The sequence below is a fragment of the uncultured Paraglaciecola sp. genome, from assembly GCF_963977085.1.
In the GTDB taxonomy this organism is placed as follows: Bacteria; Pseudomonadota; Gammaproteobacteria; order Enterobacterales; family Alteromonadaceae; genus Paraglaciecola.
In genome coordinates this window covers 93,104-111,648 of the sequence record NZ_CAXBNC010000008.1, presented here as the reverse complement: position 1 = coordinate 111,648, position 18,545 = coordinate 93,104, and the positions used below count along the sequence as shown (strand labels likewise).

The 18,545-nt window shown below is 42.7% G+C and carries 17 protein-coding genes; 6 read left to right on the top strand and 11 right to left on the bottom strand.

Going from position 1 to position 18,545, the window contains the following annotated elements; all coding sequences use genetic code 11:
• Nucleotides 1-72 precede the first annotated feature (72 nt).
• Complete coding sequence (locus AAC000_RS11600; RefSeq protein WP_339722858.1) at nt 73-951, bottom strand: ABC transporter substrate-binding protein; 879 nt, start codon at nt 949-951, stop codon at nt 73-75.
• 78 nt (nt 952-1,029) lie between these two features.
• Between AAC000_RS11600 and AAC000_RS11595 the strand changes: the two genes are divergently transcribed.
• Nucleotides 1,030-2,196, top strand: coding sequence for an HD domain-containing phosphohydrolase (locus AAC000_RS11595; RefSeq protein WP_339722856.1), 1,167 nt, complete (start codon nt 1,030-1,032; stop codon nt 2,194-2,196).
• A gap of 35 nt (nt 2,197-2,231) precedes the next feature.
• Here the strand turns inward: AAC000_RS11595 and AAC000_RS11590 are convergent, their stop codons facing one another.
• Both AAC000_RS11590 and AAC000_RS11585 read right to left on the bottom strand, forming a co-directional pair.
• Nucleotides 2,232-3,299, bottom strand: coding sequence for a general secretion pathway protein GspB (locus AAC000_RS11590; protein WP_339722854.1), 1,068 nt, complete (start codon nt 3,297-3,299; stop codon nt 2,232-2,234).
• Nucleotides 3,292-4,203: an AAA family ATPase gene (locus AAC000_RS11585; protein WP_339722852.1), complete on the bottom strand. Its 912-nt coding sequence runs from the start codon at nt 4,201-4,203 to the stop codon at nt 3,292-3,294. The genes AAC000_RS11590 and AAC000_RS11585 overlap by 8 nt, the downstream gene beginning before the upstream one ends.
• A gap of 165 nt (nt 4,204-4,368) precedes the next feature.
• Between AAC000_RS11585 and AAC000_RS11580 the strand changes: the two genes are divergently transcribed.
• Together AAC000_RS11580 and AAC000_RS11575 are read left to right on the top strand one after the other, a co-directional pair.
• Nucleotides 4,369-5,610, top strand: coding sequence for a multifunctional CCA addition/repair protein (locus tag AAC000_RS11580; RefSeq protein WP_339722850.1), 1,242 nt, complete (start codon nt 4,369-4,371; stop codon nt 5,608-5,610).
• A gap of 15 nt (nt 5,611-5,625) precedes the next feature.
• Nucleotides 5,626-6,282, top strand: coding sequence for a dUTP diphosphatase (locus AAC000_RS11575; RefSeq protein ID WP_339722848.1), 657 nt, complete (start codon nt 5,626-5,628; stop codon nt 6,280-6,282).
• A gap of 159 nt (nt 6,283-6,441) precedes the next feature.
• Here AAC000_RS11575 and AAC000_RS11570 read toward each other — a convergent pair whose 3' ends face one another.
• The gene (locus AAC000_RS11570; protein ID WP_339722846.1) at nt 6,442-7,341 is read right to left on the bottom strand and encodes a LysR family transcriptional regulator; all 900 of its coding nucleotides are present in this window, start codon (nt 7,339-7,341) and stop codon (nt 6,442-6,444) included.
• A 206-nt stretch (nt 7,342-7,547) separates the two neighbouring features.
• On the opposite strand from AAC000_RS11570, the gene AAC000_RS11565 reads away from it, so the two are divergent.
• From AAC000_RS11565 to AAC000_RS11555, 3 genes are all read left to right on the top strand, one after another.
• Nucleotides 7,548-7,994 carry a ricin-type beta-trefoil lectin domain protein gene (locus tag AAC000_RS11565; RefSeq protein WP_339722844.1) on the top strand — a complete coding sequence of 149 codons (447 nt, stop codon included), beginning with the start codon at nt 7,548-7,550 and terminating at the stop codon, nt 7,992-7,994.
• Between the two features lie 718 nt (nt 7,995-8,712).
• Nucleotides 8,713-9,609 (top strand): EamA family transporter, encoded by an 897-nt coding sequence (locus tag AAC000_RS11560; RefSeq protein ID WP_339722842.1) that lies wholly within the window; start codon nt 8,713-8,715, stop codon nt 9,607-9,609.
• A 732-nt stretch (nt 9,610-10,341) separates the two neighbouring features.
• Nucleotides 10,342-11,181 carry a phytanoyl-CoA dioxygenase family protein gene (locus AAC000_RS11555; RefSeq protein WP_339722840.1) on the top strand — a complete coding sequence of 280 codons (840 nt, stop codon included), beginning with the start codon at nt 10,342-10,344 and terminating at the stop codon, nt 11,179-11,181.
• 89 nt (nt 11,182-11,270) lie between these two features.
• Here AAC000_RS11555 and AAC000_RS11550 read toward each other — a convergent pair whose 3' ends face one another.
• The 7 genes from AAC000_RS11550 to AAC000_RS11520 form a co-directional block, all read right to left on the bottom strand.
• Complete coding sequence (locus AAC000_RS11550) at nt 11,271-11,771, bottom strand: TlpA disulfide reductase family protein (RefSeq protein WP_339722839.1); 501 nt, start codon at nt 11,769-11,771, stop codon at nt 11,271-11,273.
• Between the two features lie 153 nt (nt 11,772-11,924).
• On the bottom strand, nt 11,925-15,002 hold the full coding sequence (locus AAC000_RS11545; protein ID WP_339722837.1) for an efflux RND transporter permease subunit: 3,078 nt from the start codon (nt 15,000-15,002) through the stop codon (nt 11,925-11,927).
• A 14-nt stretch (nt 15,003-15,016) separates the two neighbouring features.
• Nucleotides 15,017-16,135, bottom strand: a complete 1,119-nt coding sequence (locus tag AAC000_RS11540) for an efflux RND transporter periplasmic adaptor subunit (protein ID WP_339722835.1) — start codon at nt 16,133-16,135, stop codon at nt 15,017-15,019.
• Nucleotides 16,136-16,280: 145 nt separating this feature from the next.
• Entirely contained in the window at nt 16,281-16,634 is a 354-nt protein-coding gene (locus AAC000_RS11535; protein ID WP_339722833.1) for a DUF1428 domain-containing protein, read from the bottom strand.
• 1 nt (nt 16,635) lies between these two features.
• On the bottom strand, nt 16,636-17,121 hold the full coding sequence (locus AAC000_RS11530; RefSeq protein ID WP_339722831.1) for a VOC family protein: 486 nt from the start codon (nt 17,119-17,121) through the stop codon (nt 16,636-16,638).
• 10 nt (nt 17,122-17,131) lie between these two features.
• Complete coding sequence (locus AAC000_RS11525) at nt 17,132-17,491, bottom strand: YciI family protein (RefSeq protein WP_339722830.1); 360 nt, start codon at nt 17,489-17,491, stop codon at nt 17,132-17,134.
• Between the two features lie 10 nt (nt 17,492-17,501).
• The gene (locus tag AAC000_RS11520; RefSeq protein WP_339722829.1) at nt 17,502-18,362 is read right to left on the bottom strand and encodes a YciI family protein; all 861 of its coding nucleotides are present in this window, start codon (nt 18,360-18,362) and stop codon (nt 17,502-17,504) included.
• Nucleotides 18,363-18,545: the final 183 nt, after the last annotated feature.

Below are 18,545 nucleotides of genomic sequence, written 5' to 3'. Positions count from 1 at the left end.
TATACACAAAAAATTAACAACAATGAAAACGTTTACAACGCTCTTTTAATAAATAATGAATGAAGGAGAGAACTAGAGATTGTCGATCAATTCAAGATACCGTTGTTCGGTCGCCGCTTTCGCGCCACTTTTTTGCAGCAGATTAAACGCATAGTTAAATTCTTCTATCCATTGTTGCGCATTAGCATAATCCTTACTGATAACTAAATACAAAGGCACTAATGCCACCTGTTCGGGAAAAATAACGATAGAAGTATCGTTAGCCGCATTTTTTGGCAGCTTCTCTGCGTGAATATAACCATTGGTTAAGCCAGCATCACTCCATCCTTTTTGTACATGTTTGATGCAGCCAATACCGTCTTTGACTCGATTAATCGACATTTGATACTTATCAACAATGCCTTGTTCAAGGGGATCTAAACTGTAACTAAAAGGGAAACACAAACGTTTGTTTTGCAATTGCTCAGGGGATGAAAATCGAGCGTTACTTGCCACGTACATATGCACAGGCACATAATTAATTGCCGTTGAATACAAAAACAATTCAGATCGTGGCTTTGAGTAAACAAAAGGAAAAGCCCCCAAAACTTTTCCTTCTTGGGTCCATTTTAATGCTCTATTCCAAGGTAAAACATCAACAATAGTCAGTAGGTTCATTTTATTAAAGGTCTGCTTCACCAAACTAGTTGACCATCCACCCTCCGGCAGTTTGCTATCAACAAAAGGAGAATACCCGGCACCTGTTGCTAGTTTAATCTTCCCTCTGCTTGCGTCAGACTGCGCCCCACTTTGCTGTGAATAAAAAATCAAAAAGACTAACAGTGGCATACCCAACAAGTGAATGAGGTGGGTTTTCAGCTTAAAATGTGGTGTGTACAAACGACTATCCTTTGGTTGATATTTGCCCCAGATTTTCCTCGGCATTTCTAACATAAAAACGTCAATGTCCACAGTTTTATTCGAATCCGACTTGACGGAAAACCTATACTCTTTAAGACTTGGACATCTGTTCATCGTGAGAATGCAATCATGCTGCAATTGATAAATATTGACGCGCTTTTACCTGGTATGTTCATTATTAGGGTAACTAAACAAGTGGGTAAAATTAAAGTCGCCTCTGCTGGCAAAGTGAATGACGAGCAGGATATTACTGAGCTGGCTGAAAAAGGAATTTTACAAGTTCAAATTGATATATCAAAAAGCACCCACCTTACCAGCCACCAAGACAATGATGACACCTATGTTAACGCCTCTGGCTTGAGCTATAACCAACAATTGGCACATTCTCTTGCACTCCATGACCAAGCCAAACTCATTCAAGGACGTTTGATAAAACGTGTGGCAAAAGGCAAAATAGCGGATCTAGAAGAGATTGATAACATTACTCAACAAATTGTCAATAAAGCCTTTGAGTGTGATGATGCCTTAGCGATTACCACTTTACTGAAACAGAATGACGAATATTTTTTAGAACACAGTATCAACTGCGCCATATTGATGGTGATGTTTGGCCGTGCACTTAAAATCGAAAACACCACTTTACAGCATCTAGGTGCAGGTGCCTTGCTGATGGATATCGGCATGGTGAAATTGCCTCTTTTGTTAACCCAAAAAGCCGGCAGTTTATCACCCCAAGACACCCTTAGAATGCAACGTCATGTAGACATAGCCTTGCAGTTACTGGAACCCATTGAGGATGTAGATGAGGTGAGTCTTGTGGTTATCAAGCAACATCAAGAAAGATTAGATGGCACTGGATACCCAGACGGACTGCGCGGTGAAAAAATTTCCCAATACGGCAGAATGGCTGCCATAGTCGATACCTACGATTCGTTAATCACCACCAGACCCTACCGTGAAGCATCTAGACCCGCCGATGCTTTGATAAAAATGCAGAATGAAAACTTAGGCCTAGACAAAGAATTATTAAGTCAATTTATTGGCTGCATAGGTGCAAACCCTATCGGCTCTTTAGTCAAACTAGCCAGTAGCAAACTCGCTATGGTAATACGACTTAATCCTTTGTCCCCCTTATCGCCTGTAGTCATGGTTTTTTATAACTTAACCACTCAGTTAGATGAAGTCGTGCAAATTGACCTAACTAAAGTAGACGATGAAATAGTGGCAAGTGTTTCACCTGATGATTTTGGGATCCGTTTGTCAGAGTTCTTACACCACTCATTTTTCAATACATAACTGCAACACTATTGTTGTCGCTCTATCTGAAGAACCTACCAATCAGTTAAGGCAGCCATAGAAAAAGTTTGTCCAGAAAAGTTTAAGATGACGTGTTGAGGTTCAATGCGCACAATTTCAACCTTGTCATCAATCTTATCTCCTTCAACCATTCTTATGCCGTTTACTCTGACCCATCTCTCTGACTCAATAGATGCATACATATGTGCTGAAAACGCCATGCTCGGTAATCTTGTCATCGCCCAGGGAGGCAGTTGATCTATGCGTGGTACGTTTTTGCCGCTAGATATAGTTTCAACAGGCGTAGCGGCAGTTGGCGAGTCATCAACATCGGACATGGCTTTTTTAAACCTGGCTAATACATCAGCTGAAATTTTCGGTTCGGCCTCAATAGGCTTAGCAATACTTTGTTCTACGTCAGTTTCTTCAATGTCAGTTTTTACTGAATCATTTTTTTCTGTGTTACTTGGCTCAGTAGCAGTTTTAGTCAACTGCTGCGAAGGGATTTGTTGCTCTGTAGCATCCGCCTCTTTACTCGCCTTTATGTCTTGGCCTGTATCAACTTGAGTTGCAGCTACAAGGGTATTATCCAGTTGTTTGCTTGCTTGACCTAATGAAGTACTAACAGGTGCAACAACACTCACGGGTGGCTGTTCAGCTTGTGAACTGAATAAGTTTAGTAACAGTTGATAATTGGCCAAAGTCCAGCCGAACCCCAAACCACCTATTACAATAAAGACTGCTAACACATAACGCTTTGTATAAAACTGCCAAGGCGATGGGATATCTTGTACCGAAGGCAAATATAAATTGCGATGAAATTGATCTGGCAAATCATCTTGAGGTCGAGCATGGGTGACTTTGTTGCTTTCAAGCATTCTACGGGTTGTTGATTTTTTAATTTTGGGCGCTTCAACTTCTACTTCAACAGTTTGGTCAAGATCCACTTCCACTTGTTGGATCCCCATTTCTATCAAGCCCTGAACCATATCTTGGCTAGTGACTAAACCTGATTTCTTAATTTTAACGGGCCCATTTTGCTCGGTGACCCTAACAATCACCATACCAGGCTGTAAGTTTCGAATATTTAGTTGTTTAAGCATTGAATTGCCCTATTGTAAAACCAAGGGCGGTGGCGGCCAAAAACAAAGCTAATAAGATATAGGTCCAGCGTTTACCCTGTCGCTGCTGCACCACATCCTCACCTAAAATTTGCTGCGCCGCAGCCACAAAAATATGTTGCGGCACCACGGCCATCTGTTTAGTAAAAGTCAGCGTTAAGGCTCTATCACACAATAAATTGATGACCCTTGGGATCCCCCCAGTAATATCAAAGGCAGCGCGAATAGTGGCTTTTGAAAACATGCTGATATCACCATTGGCCACACCCAACCTATGGGCAATATAAGATCCTACTTCGGAAGAACTCAAAGGCAAAAGGTGATAACGGGCGGTGATTCGCTGCGCTAACTGACGTAACTCATTACGCTTTAGTAATTGCTGAAGCTCAGGCTGGCCAATCAACACCACCTTTAATAACTTTTCGCGATTGGTTTCTAGATTGGTTAATAACCTCAACTGTTCCAATACTTCGGGTAATAAATGCTGCGCTTCATCAACAATCAATACTGTATTTACACCGTGGTCATGGTTATTCGCTAACTTGTTGAGAATTTGATCGGTAAAATATTTAAGGCTGGCATGTTTACGTTTGTATTCAATACCTAACTCGTCACAAATTGTACCCAGCAATTCTAACGCCGACAAAGTAGGATTTAAAATCATCGCCACTTGGGTGTTTTCCGGTAATTGCTGCATAAGCTTGCGCGACACAGTGGTTTTGCCTGTGCCAACTTCACCGGTTAACATCACAAAACCACCACTTTCACGCAAGCCAAAAGTTAAGTGAGCCAAGGCTTCTTTATGGCGAGGACTCATATACAAATAGTCGGGATTGGGGGCAATAGAAAAGGGATTATCGGATAATCCAAAATAGCTGAGATACATAAGTTAGGTAGACAAGTCCGTGAAAAAAACTGCATGAATATACCGCCTAAACTAACCAGTTCACTGTATATTGTCAAAGAGACTATTGTTAATTTTTATGTCGCACACCTTCTGCAAGGCTTGAGTCTAAGGCATAATACCTTTAATGAAACATTCTAAGATTTTATGCAAACTTATTTAGTGGGTGGCGCGGTACGTGACAAGTTGCTTGGTCGCCCCATAAAAGACCAAGATTGGGTGGTGGTAGGCGGCACGCCTGAACAAATGTTGGCTCAAGGCTATCAATCTGTTGGTGCTGACTTTCCAGTATTTTTGCACCCAAAAACCAAAGAAGAATACGCCCTTGCCCGTATCGAACGTAAAATAGGCGCTGGTTATACCGGGTTTAGCTGTGATGCGTCGAGCAACGTCAGTCTAGAAGATGATTTATTGCGCCGCGACCTCACCATCAATGCCATGGCAATGGATGACCAAGGTAATATCATCGACCCCTACAACGGCCAGGAAGATTTACACAACAAACTTTTACGTCACGTATCAAATGCCTTTGTAGAAGACCCATTACGTGTTTTAAGGGTGGCTCGATTCGCAGCCCGATACCACAACTTGGGCTTTCGCATCGCGCCGGAAACTATGCAGCTGATGCAAACCATAGTCGCTAATGACGAACTCACCTCCCTAAGCGCCGAACGTGTATGGCAAGAAACGGCACGCAGTCTGTTAGAGTCTCATCCAGAAGTGTATTTTGAAAACCTAAGAGCCTGCGGCGCCCTAGCTGTTTGGTTTCCCGAGATAAATGTGCTGTGGGGCATACCTAACCCGCCAAAGTGGCACCCTGAAATAGACACAGGTATTCATACTATGATGGTGTTACAACAAGCTGTAGCACTTTCAGATAAACTTAGCGTGCGATTCGCAGCCTTAGTCCATGATTTAGGAAAAGGGGTTACCCCACAAGAAAAATGGCCATCCCATAGGGGCCATGAAAAGTTAGGATTGGATCTGGTTAACACACTTTGCGATCGCCTAAAAGCACCAAACGAGTGCCGTGAACTGGGTTTAATGGTCAGCGAATATCACACCCACATTCATCAAGCTTTTGAACTCAAAGCCAGTACCCTTCTGAATATGCTAAATCGCTGTGACGTATGGCGCAAACCACAACGATTTGCAGATGTTTTACTGACCTGTAAAGCCGATGCCAGAGGTAGAACCACTTTTGAAAACTGCGAATACAAAAACGCCGAGTATATTTGGCAAGCTTATGAAGCAGCAGCAAAAGTCGACATCAAAGCAATTGTTGCCAAAGGTTATCAAGGCAAAGCCATTAAAGAACAAACCGAACAACAACGCATAAGTCTTATTCAAACGTTTAAAGACCTGTATAAAAATAACACCAAGAAATAAAGGACAACCACCACTATGCTCAGCTCAACCCAACTCGCCACTATGTTATCCCTGCAAGACGGCATGAACAAAAAGGTCAATCCTGATTGGCTTAACGCAGGCTACGCTTATTTACGGGCTGCCATGATTGAGTCAGTAGAAGGTATAGAGCATCACGGTTGGAAATGGTGGAAAGCCCAGCACAAAGATTTACCGCAGCTACAAATGGAACTAGTGGATATCTGGCACTTTGCTTTGTCAGACATCATCATTGGTTTTAAAGGCGACATTCAACAATCAGCCGATACCATAGCCGAACAACTGGCATCAAACCGCAGCGAAGTGGCCTTTGATGGCAAAGACTATAAGTTCACCCAACAAGACATTCTCGATAACTTAGAGTTAATGGCCGGCTTATGCGCCGCCAAACGATTTGATGTGCCATTGTTTTTGAAGATTGTGGAACAAGCGGAAATGGACTCAGACGAGTTATATCGTCAATATGTAGGCAAAAATGTCTTAAATTTCTTCCGTCAAGATCACGGCTATAAAGATGGCACTTACCAAAAAATATGGAGTGGCCGTGAGGATAACGAACATTTGGTAGACGTATTAAACAGTCTGGATATTAGCCTGACGGACTACAGTGATAAGGTATACACTGGCTTAAAACTAAGATATCCAACCGAATAATAGCGACTAGCATACAAGCACAGCTTGCTGCTGTGCTTTAATATTCTTACCCCCTTTAAGCTCATTCATCCCGCTCGGCGTTCTCATCTTATTTACCTAAAAACAAGCCATTTTTTACTGAAACATTAAAGGTGAAAAGCAGTGGCGGCGCCACTAGTGTCATTCAATGCTTTCTAACTCGTGTTTGTGCTTATTAATGGCTTCAACAATGAACTCTGAAAAAACTCTGAGCCGGGATGTGGCTCGAGTATCAGGGTGTCTTAGTAGCCAAATTTGATGACCTTCCACCAAGCGTTTATCCGATAGTCTTACGAGATCGGCTTCTTTATCTGCTACAAAACAGGGAAGCGTGGCAATACCTACATGATGTTTGGCCGCCTCAATTTGCAAGCGAAAAGTACTGAAACTTCCTCTTATCGGCAGCTTTTTAAACTGGCTATTGTTGTAATTAATGGGTCCAGATTCCATATCCACTCGGCTGATCAGTGAGGCTGACATTGGGTCGTCCATGTCATGACTTTCAACATAGGACTTACTCGCATATTCAGCAACACTAATAGCCGCCAAACTGCGAGCAATTAAATTATCCGGTGGTTTTCTTCCAATACGCAGCGCAATATCAGCTTCACGACGAGTAAGGTCTAAGGTTAAATAGGTTTCAATCATTTCAACTTTAGTATGGGGATACATTGCCATAAAGTTGGCCAATTCCGGGATCAAAAAGTGACTGGATATCAACTCAGTCGCAGTAACTCTGATGGTTCCCGCCAATTTTTTATCTTGCCCCACTAATTTTCGTTGAATCGAATGTAACTCTGATTCTACATTCTCCGCAGCACCGATAAGATCTTCACCCGCTTTGGTTAGCTCATAGCCGGTGTTTAGGCGGTTAAAAAGACTCACTCCTAAACGTTTCTCAAATGCTTCAATGCGCCGAGCGACTGTTGCATGACTAATAGATAGTTCTTTTCCGGCACCTCTAACAGAGCCAGCTCTGATCAAGGCCAGAAATATCTGCACATCATTCCAATCCATATTTTGTACCTCAATACGTGCCATTCAACCCCGTCACATTTATGAGACAACATGTCTCATATTAGCAGTAACCGGTTCAACAAAGATACAACTAGACTAGTCAGGTCGAATCAATGAGTCCAGTGCTTATTTAAAACAAAGCAGTACCTAGGCAAGGCTGAAGATCACATTTTAACCGAATTAAACAAGTAACACAGATTCACCACAATTATATTTTGAAGGAAAACATTATGAAAAATTTAATCCTAAAGTCGCTGTTTGTTCTTTCTGTCATCAGTGTGTTGTTAAGCGCTGGCGCACAGGCCGCAAACTTTAACAAACTGATGCAACTGGGCATTATCGGTTCCAATACATCTGGCAAAGAAGTGGTTATTTATAACGAAGACCAAAGCAAATGTTTATCAAGCAATGGGCAAAAATCTAATGGCTCAAAAGGCCTCGCGTACACCACATGCCGCATAGATGGCACTGACACTTGGCTAATAACCAGTGGCGGTAAGGTTAAAAATAAGCAAAGCGGAAAATGTCTTAGTACACCAGCAGGGAAAGACAGTCTGGTATTAGTGCATTGCAACTATATGCATATCAGAGACTATGCAGCTCACGACTTAGTCATTCTTGATCATTTAGTTGATAGTGAGAGCGAGGGGGTTGAAGTTGCGGATGCTCGATATTAGGTTGCTTTGTGCCGCCGTGCTCTTCGAGCACGGAGGTAATCCCACACTTCACACATGCTCAAAAATGGGAGTTACCAATCTAGCAATCTGCTTCCCTTAATATTTGTGGTAACTTAAAAGCACGCTACGCACTTTCAGCCCGCGCGGCGTCCCCATGAAGGTTTTATCTTGAATCCTTTCAAGCCAGTGACTTCTTTTATAAAGTACTTCCTGTACTTTACCTAGAGGCCAGCTGAAGATGTTCCATATTTATCCCTTAAATATGGTCAACAGCCAAAAGGAGTCACCAACAAAGGCCGATCGCTACAAAAATTTTTGTGCTGAAACTTTAAATACGAGAACGCAATGGCTGTGCCACCAAAGATAATATCGACGAAGTCGATGCCTACGATTTCATCGGCTGTAACCCAGCATGTCCTTAAAATCAATCCAGCAAACTTAACAGGGCAGTCTTCATAGTAACAATTAGTTTAGTGATGCGAGCACAGCTTGGCCGTTATGGGCCGACTTGCTTCAATCAAGCGGCTATAAAATGCATAGTTTATACTTATCGATTGCATATGAAATCCTTATTTATCGGTTATGATTATCCGAAACTCACTGACGAAACATTTTCGTTAGCCTCGGAGGCCCATTTTGTGGCAAGGCCTTTTCTGCTATGTCGGCGTGAATTGTGGCTGTTCATTAAAGAATAAGTAGAAAAAAAGAGGATAAGTAAGTGTCGAATAAAGATATGTTAGTTGCCCTAAGCATAGTGGTGTTATGGGGTGTTAACTTTGTGGTTATCGCTTGGGGCCTTGAAGGCATGCCACCTTTATTAATGGGAGGCTTGCGTTTTTTATTGGTGGCTAGTTTGGGCTCGTTATTTTTTAAACGCCCTGATATCCCTTTTGTTTGGTGGGTCGCTTACGCTATACCTATTAGTTTTTTGCAGTTTGCATTTTTGTTTAGTGCCATGAAATTTGGTATGCCCGCGGGATTAGCCTCCTTGGCATTACAATCACAAGCCTTGTTTACTTTGTTATTTGCCTTTTTAATTTTAAAAGAAGCCCTAAAAGGTTATCAACTGTTAGCTATTATTGTTGCTACATCGGGTTTAAGTCTCATTGCGTTTAGTCACGATACCACCACTATGACAGCCATAGGTTTTGGTTTAACCATGGCGGGTGCAGCAAGTTGGGCCATGGGTAATATCTGCAATCGCACCATCAGTAATCGTGGTTATAAAGCCAACGTGAATTTAATTATTTGGAGTGCTTGGGTACCGCCTATCCCGTTTTTTATTTGTAGTTTGTGGTTTGAAGGCCCAGAGTTAATAATCGACTCTTTAGTGAGCTTTAACTGGCAATCTATGGCATCGCTCATTTACCTTGCGGTATTTGCTACTATTTTAGGTTATGGATCCTGGAGCTATTTACTGTCCCGCTACCCTACGTCACAAGTTGCCCCTTTGACTTTAGGTGTGCCTATTGTGGGGCTAACCTCATCTAGCTTATTATTAAATGAGTCCATATCACCGATTCAATGGATGGGCGCTTTTTTGGTGCTAACAGGCTTATTGATGAATACCTTTGGTAGCCGATTCAAGAATAAAATAGTCATTGAAGCGCAATAGCCGATTTATAGCATCCTAATCACCTGAATGAAAAAGTACAATTATTACAATCAACCCACTTAAACATAGAAGGAAATAGCAAAACGTTGCGTTTATTACGGCCCTAGGCAGTTTCGGTGATTATGAGCTAGAAACCACAATAGCCCAGCTTCTGCATTTCACCACTTAGTCTTTAAATAATGCGTTATATGCTTTTACGGTTATCACTAGTATCCACACTTGTTACCGCACAAACCAAGCCCAAGTTGCAAAAGTAACTGCTCAGCAAAGCCAAAAAATACAAGTAAGACAAAATAGTAATGCCTCTGAAGTACTTAAAAACATGGCAACAGCTATCCCGAAATAACACAGCCAAAGAGCAAGTCACTGAAGAAGGTGTGTAAGCCGCTTTTGCATTAATTAAGCATGCAAACAACTTAAGTTTTCAATTTTTACTGATATCGTGTCCATTGCTCAAAGTAAAGATCAGGTATTTGCTACACAAGCAGATTTAATAAGCGGCAAGGTAATATGTTTCCAAATAGAAACCAAGACAGCGTAGATCAACTAAGAGCTCAAATAGGTCTTTCACCCTTAGACGAATATAAGAAAACCTTAGAGGCTTTTTTTGAGCTTCAAAGATAAAACTAGGGGCAGTTTCATTTATACCTTGAAATAAAAATAATGAAGTCTACTTCAGCTGTAATCTGCACTAAAGTAACACCACATAAATTGCAGTAAGAGGCTTTTATTTTGAAAATCGAAGGTGCGATTAAAGGTTATACGGGTAAAGATCTAGCGAGAACGTTCAAACAGTTGCAGCCAGCAGCAGAGCGCCAATCGGCGCAAATCAGTGAAGACTTTATCACCTTAATGTCCGAAGGTTATGTGATCATTGAAAACCTACTTACTCCTCGCCAGTGCGATCAAATAAAACAGGAATGTATTCCTTTATTGAAGCACACCGGGAGAAATAACTTTGAAGGTGAAAAAACCCAAAGGTTATATAACGTTTTGGGGAAAACCAGGTGTATCGATGGCTTGGCCGACCATCCTAGAATACTCGGGTTAATGGATTTATTGTTTAGGCCAAACTACCTGTTGAGTCAAAGCCAAGTGATCAATATTCTACCCGGTGAAAACCAGCAGGCTTTGCATTACGATGACTCCTTTTATCAAATCCCCAGACCCCGCCCCCCTTTAGGCGCTGCCAGTATTTGGGCAGTTGATGATTTTACTGAAGAAAATGGTGCAACAGTGGTTATTCCAACTAGTCATGAATGGGATGGTCAACGGGCGCCTACTACTGAAAAAACCATAAAAGCCGTTATGCCAGCAGGCTCCGCTATATTTTTCCTTGGCACGACTTGGCATGGCGGTGGTGCAAATCTTTCGTCGGCATCAAGACTGGCTGTGACTCATCAATACTGTGAAGCATTTATGCGCCAGCAAGAAAATTACTTGTTAGAATTAGACAAAGAGACGGTTCGTTGTTTGTCGCCAGAATTACGTTCTCTGGTGGGTTATTCAATTTACCCCCCTTTTATGGGCATGGTAAATGGCAAACATCCCCTTCGGCTACTCGATGAATAGCTCAGGCCGATGTTTTTAGCAATTCCAATAAACAAAAATTCACTTAGTAAGCCCCAAATATAATCGTCAGAAAAGTCACCTGAATATTACTACTGGTTAACTATATATTTGACTATTTTCTCCAAACGGGGATCCTCTGGATCTGAAATACTGGTTCTGCTAACAATATGCCCTGCTTTATTAATAAATACCGTAGTAGGCGTGCCGCTTACATTAAATAAGTTTCTAGCCATATCATCACCATTGATCAGGGTTTTAAAACTCATACCTCTACTGTCTAATTCCTTTTGAGGTCTGGCACCTTCATCTTCTCTGATACTTACGGCAATCATTTGCAGGCCTTCAGCTTGATACTTTCTATTGAGTCTATCTAAGCCTGGTTGAAGTTTTTTACAGTATGGACACCAAGTCGCCCAAAAATGAATCACTAGAGGTTTTCCCAGTAAATCCGATGATTTAACTAACTGCCCCGCTTCATTATATAAATGCCATTCAGGCATTATGGATAACTCTGCGGTTTTTGCCTGCTCTTGGGCAAAAGTCAAAGTTGTTAAGAATGCTAGGGTAATAAAGGTAATTATTCGCGACATAATATTAATTTTGTTAATGGCATATACAAACTAGAAAGCGCTAAGAAACATTATCTTTCAGCAACCAAGAAAATCCTTGGTCACAGCTAAGTAACCATGCAACATTTGCTGTTTACCCACCAGCCTTTGCCCCTTCAACGAAAGACTTTTGCTTTAACTCTGATATTCAGCCTGTAGGTGCTCGGCTTTACTGTGATCTTTGGCCAGCAGCATATAAACAGACGGCAACACGTAAAGGGTGAAAATTGTGCCTATTGCCATACCACAAACCAAAACTAACCCTATGGCGTTTCGCGCCCCTGCCCCGGCACCATCTGCAAATATCAAAGGCGTATGACCTGCAATAGTGGCAATGCTGGTCATCATCACGGGTCTTAAGCGGATAATCGACGCTTGTTGCACCGCTTCTAACTTTGACTTGCCTTGTTCTTGAAGTTTATTGGCAAACTCCACCACTAAAATACCGTTACGGGCGATAAGGCCCACTAAAGTGACTAAGCCAACTTGCGAGTAGATATTCAAGGTAGTTGTCCAGCCATCAGTCCAATAAGGCATAGGTGCGGGGATCTTCAAAAAGGTGAACACCATGGCGCCAAATAAGGCTAAGGGTACTGAGCCGCCCAAAATCACTAAGGGATCGCGAAAGCTATTAAACTGCGCAGCTAAGACTAAAAATATCATGGTAATCGCCATTAAAAAGGCGGCTAAAAATGAATTCCCCTCTAAACGTAACTGCCGTGACTGACCGGTATAATCAATACCATAACCCTGTGGCATGATCTTGCGTGCCTCAGTTTCCATAAAGGTTAGCGCTTCGTCCAATGAGGTCATAGGTTGGCCACTAATTTTAACCGAATTCATTTGCTGGGTGCGGTTTAAGCTGCGCGGCACTGTGCTAATTTCGATTTCAGCAATATCGGCTACCCGCACCATATTACCGCCTAGACCTGTGACGTATAGATCGGCTATATCACTGGGGTTTAATCTGGCAGCACGTTTTACTTGCGGGATAACCTTATAACTGTAGCCGTCCATATTAAAGCGATTGACGTAATTCCCGCCTAATAACACCGCCAGATCACGAGTAACGGTTTGCAAGTCTAGCCCCAACTCTGCGACTTTTTCACGATTCACTTTTAGTCGCGCATCGGGTTGATCTATCTTCAAATCAATCATAGGCGGAAAAGCAAACAGGCCACTTTCCATGGCTTTATTTACTAATAGCTGGGATATCTCGTAAATTTGCTCTGGTTCAGCTTGCGAGGTTAAAACAAATTCGAAAGGGAAACTGCCACCACCGGGCAACGCTGGCGGAGTCACTGGGAATATGCGCACACCACTGATAGCGGCGAGTTTTTCTTGCACTTCTGGCAAGATTTCAAACACGCTGCGCTCGCGCTCATCCCAAGGTTTTACCACCATGCCCGAAAAGCCACCTGTGGGAAAGGTTAACAAAAAGGTAAAATCGGTTTCTTCAATACTTTGGTAGGCATCATTGGCTTGATTCACATAAAAATTAGTTTGATCGATCGTATTGTTAGCCGGCGCTTCGGTTATGCCAAAAATGATCCCTTGGTCTTCACTAGGTGCCAGTTCAGTGGGTGACATGCTATACATCACCACTGCCAATATAGTGATACCCAACCAAAACACATACACCGCAGGCCTATGATTCAGACTACCGACTAAGGTGCGGCTATAGAATTTTTGAAAACTTTCAAAAATAGGGCCCAGTGGCGCTTTGACTTTTTTATGGGCTTTCAGCCAGCGGGAGCCCAACATAGGGGACAAGGTCAGCGCAACAATAGCCGAAATAGTCACCGCCCCAGCAAGGGTTATAGCAAACTCCTGAAACAAGGTGCCAGTCAGCCCGCCTTGAAAACCAATAGGTACATAAACCGACACTAAGGTCACTGTCATGGCAATGATAGGGCCGCCTAGTTCACGGGCGCTAACCAAAGCGGCTTGGATCGGTGTTTTGCCTTCTTCAATGTGCCGTTCAATGTTTTCCACCATCACTATGGCATCATCCACCACTAAACCCACACTTAGCACTATGGCCAATAAAGTCAGCAGGTTTAAGGTAAAGCCAAACATTTGCATTAAAAACAGTGCGCCAATCAAAGATAGCGGAATAGCAAATACCGGGATCAATACTGAACGGCTGAACCCTAAAAACAAAAAGATCACAATAATGATGATGATCAGCGTTTCAGACAGGGTCTTAACCACTTCTTCGATGGCAGATTGAATGTATTCGGTAGAATCATAATTCACTATGGCATCAAGGCCAGTGGGTAATTTTTCGCGAATGGCGGTCATTTCTTCGCGCACCGCCTTCATCACATCCAAAGCATTAGCAGTAGGCATCACCCAAACACCCATAAACACCGCGGTTTGGCCGGAATAACTAACCACAGTGTTGTAATCTTCTGCCCCTAACTCCACGTCTGCCACATCGCTAAGTCGCACAGTACCTTGGGCATTGCGGCGAATAATCAGTGATTGAAAATCTTCCACTGACTTTAAGTCGGTATCTGCGCTTAAGTTAACCTGAGTCAACATACCCCGGGTTTGCCCCAAGGTTGCTTGCACGTTATTTGCCGCTAATGCTTGGCGCAATTCGCTGGGCGTGACATTCATGGCTTCCATGGCTTGAGGTTTGAGCCAAATACGCATGGCAAACACACGTCCACCTAAGGTTTCGGCTTTTTGAACACCCGCAATGGCCGCCAAGCGCGGTTGAATGCTGCGACGTAAATAATCGGTGATCTGGTTTTGTGACAAAATGTCAGAGGTAAAACTTAAATAGGCTGCGGCAAATTCGCTGTCGGCAGAGATAATACTCAAAGCAGGCACTTCCGCTTCTGGAGGCAATTCTCCCCTTACCGCATTTACCTTAGCGTTGATTTCTGACATGGCCCTGATGGGATCAAAATTCAGTTTTAAGTGAACCTTGATATCAGAAAATCCTAAAGACGAACTCGATTCTACATAATCAATGCCCTCAGCCGAGGCCACTGCCCGCTCCAACGGACTGGTAATAAACCCTTTCACTAAGTCTGCACTGGCACCAATGTAAACGGTTTGAATGTTAATAACTGAAACATCACTTTTAGGATATTGACGCACAGTTAAATTGCTTGCCGCCTGAAACCCAGCCAGCAAAATCAAAATGCTGATCACAATAGAAACAACAGGTCGTTTAATAAATAAATCGGTGAAATTCATAATAGTGCCAATACTCAGGAATCAGTTGGCTGAGGGTTTAAACTGCGAGCAGGCTCAGCTTTATCACCGGTCACCACAGACATACCGTTAAATAATTTGAATGCCCCCGCGCTAACTACTTGTTGCCCTGCCTCTAGGCCCTCTGTCACTGCCACAAAATCACCGAGCGTACTGCCAAGTTTGACAAACTGCTGTCTAACGATATCTGTTTTACCCTGCTCGCCTTGTTCAATGACAAAAACCGTATCGCCATAAGGCGCATACAACACAGCTGTGTTGGGGATAACTAAAACTTGTTGTTCTTCGGGTAGGGTAATTTGCAAACCTACTGACATACCGGGTAATAAGGTCCCTAAGGCATTATCAATTTTGGCTTGCACATGTAAATTACGTGACTGGCTATTGATCTCAGCGGCAGTGGCGATGATTTCGCCATTCACTCTGTCACCTTGTTGGGTGCCGACTAAAACCGCATAACCAGGTTTAATCTTACTAAACCATTGCTGAGGCACGCGAAAATTCACCCGCAGTTGCTCAATAGCTTGCAAAGTCACCACTTCAGTACCTATTGACAGATCCTGCCCCAAATTGACTTTACGTATACCCAAACGGCCAGCAAAAGGCGCAACAATGCGTTTTTTCGCCAAAGTGATATTTAGGTTATCCACTTCAGCCTGCGTAGAATCAAGTAGTTGTGATGCTTCATCTAAAGCGCTTTGGGAAATAGATTGTTGATCACGCAGAGAATTCAGACGTTTGAGATTACTTTTCGCTAAATCAAGACGTGCCAAAGACGCCCGTAATAAGGCTTTTTCGTTACCGGATTCTTGTTCAATCAACAGGTCACCCGCTTTTACCTGCTGCCCTGAATCAAAATGAATTTTAGCAATACGACCATCCACTTCAGCCGTAATGGTTAAACCTTGCCAAGCTTCAAGCGAGCCCACAGCTGACAGCGTATTTGGCCAAGTTTGCTGCAGCACCTTACTAACACTGACGGTTTCAGGCGGCTGCACAAAATCTGCACCACTATCCATCATAAAACCAATTTGTTTCCCTTTAATGCCGCCTATGACCACTAAGATGACAACTAATAAGGCCACAGATAACAAAATGGCAACTTTGCGAGTCATAACAATTCCTTTCTAAAACCTAAAGTGTGAGTGCACAAAACACTGGACAACATTAGCTACCAAACATCAAACCAAAACTGTATATACATACACCTAATAAATAAAGCCTTAAATTGTAAAAATTTGCGCTGGATGTAACACAATGTTAAACATCGACTATCATCTCAAAACCACCATAGATCATGCGTTTTCCGTCAAATGGCAGAGGATTTTTATCCATATCAAAACGTGGATCTTCCATGGCATTAGCGATCCCTTTGTCCCTAACGGCTTTTGAGGGCCAAGTGACCCACGAAAACACCACAGTCTCATCAGGCTGGCACTTGACTGCCATAGGAAAAGAGGTCAGTTTACCCGTTGGTACATCATCACCCCAGCATTCAACCACAGTTAACGCGCCATTTTCTTTAAAAACAGACGACGCAGCTAGTGCATATTCTTGGTATTTGTCACGATCTACTTTGGCAACAGCAATCACAAACCCATCTACATAATTCATATTATTTCTCCTTAATATATGTATTGTTAAAAGCAGCTTGTAGCTGCGAGATATCAATTTTCTGCATGCCCATCATTGTTTGCATAACACGCCTTGCTGCTTCTGTATCGCTGTCTGCCAACAGTTGTGGCAACACCTCTGGCACTATTTGCCAAGACAACCCAAAACGATCTTTAAGCCAAGCGCATTGACTTGCAGAGCCACCCTCGGCAATTAAAGCCTGCCACAAAAAATCCGTTTCAACTTGATCCTTAGTTGTCACTGAGATAGACGCGGCTTCAGTATGGGGGAACATTGGCCCAGCATTGAGTATTAAATAAGGTGTGCCTGCTAGATTGAATTCAATCATTAAAGGTGGCTCACTGGGATCAGGACAAAAGATATTTTCAATATTCGAACCCGGTATCAAGGACACATAAAACTGTGCCGCTTGTTCACCATTGTTATCAAACCACAAACAAGTTCTTACTTTAGTAGAGCTAGTCATACTAACTCCTTTAACTTTTGCCAATAGGCTCAGGTAACGGAAATAACGGCCGAATTTCTACCGTACCTTTTTGCGCTGGGGGCAAGCGGCCTGCAATCTCTAATGCCTGATCCAAATCCTCCACATCCACAATATAATAACCGCCAAGTTGTTCTGTGGTTTCGGCAAAGGGTCCATCTGTTATTTGCCGTTTACCGTTTTTAATCCGCAAACTAGTAGCCGTGGTGACTGAATGTAGAGGCGCGGCTGAGATCAATTTTCCCTCAGCCTCTAACTCAGCACTAATACACATAGATTTTTGGAAACAGTCTTGGCGTTCATCTTCGGTCCATTTTTGTTCATCACTGTAAATCAATAACATATATTGCATTTTGTGCTCCTTAGTTTGATTTAGTTTGCGGCGCTTCACCGGGTAACATCACCATCCATGCCATACCAAACTGATCGGTAACCTGTCCATAAAGTGGTGACCAAAAAGTCTCTTCTAAAGGCATAGTCACTTCGCCATCTTTAGCCAGCGCCGCAAATACCCGATTAGCATCAGCCTCAGTTGCCACTGTCAGGGCTAAACTAAAACCACTCAACTTAGACCCATCTCCACAACCATCTGAGGCCAAGACTTTGCTATCTCCTAGGGTAAATTCACAATGCATCACTTTGTTCTCAAAACCAGGGGCTAACATACCTTCTGGCATTGGATCGGGACTGTCACTAAAGCGCATTAAGATGTTAATTTTAGCGCCCAGATGTTGTTGGTAATAATCGAGAGCTTCTTCACAGCGACCAGAGAAAAACAAATAATTGTTGAGTGTAGATTGTTGTAGAGCCATAGTGTGCTGCATAGCTTGTTCTTGTTCGGCAATTTCACCACCGCTGTCGATGTCTGCAAAATCTTCCATGGTGAAAAAAGGTCGGATTTCTAAGTCAGAGTCTTCTTCCATAGTATTGGGGCATTTTTTGGCCCACTCTAGCGCTTCATCCATGGAGCTCACATTCCATATCCAATAACCCGCTAACAATTCGTTGGTTTCTACAAAAGGACCTTGGGTGACAGTACGTTTTGCGCCACTAAAACGCACACGATAACCTTCGCTGCTCGGCTTTAAACCTTCGCCAGATTCCATAATTCCCGCATCCACCAGTTGCTGATTAAAATTGCCCATAGCTTGCAACAACTCATGACTTGGCATTTTGCCCGCTTCTGAACTAGGTGACGCTTTAACCAAAACCATAACTTTCATCGTTCTTCTCCTATTAATTTATTAGATTCTTTATTGCGCTCAGCGATTTGTTGATTGATTGTTTCATCGGCACAAGGTATTTCATCGAGACTCCTTATCATTATGTGTTCTTTGTTTATTAATCGAATGAGTTTTTGGCAAATCGACAGGAAGGCGAAAATAATGACAAAAAACCAAAATATA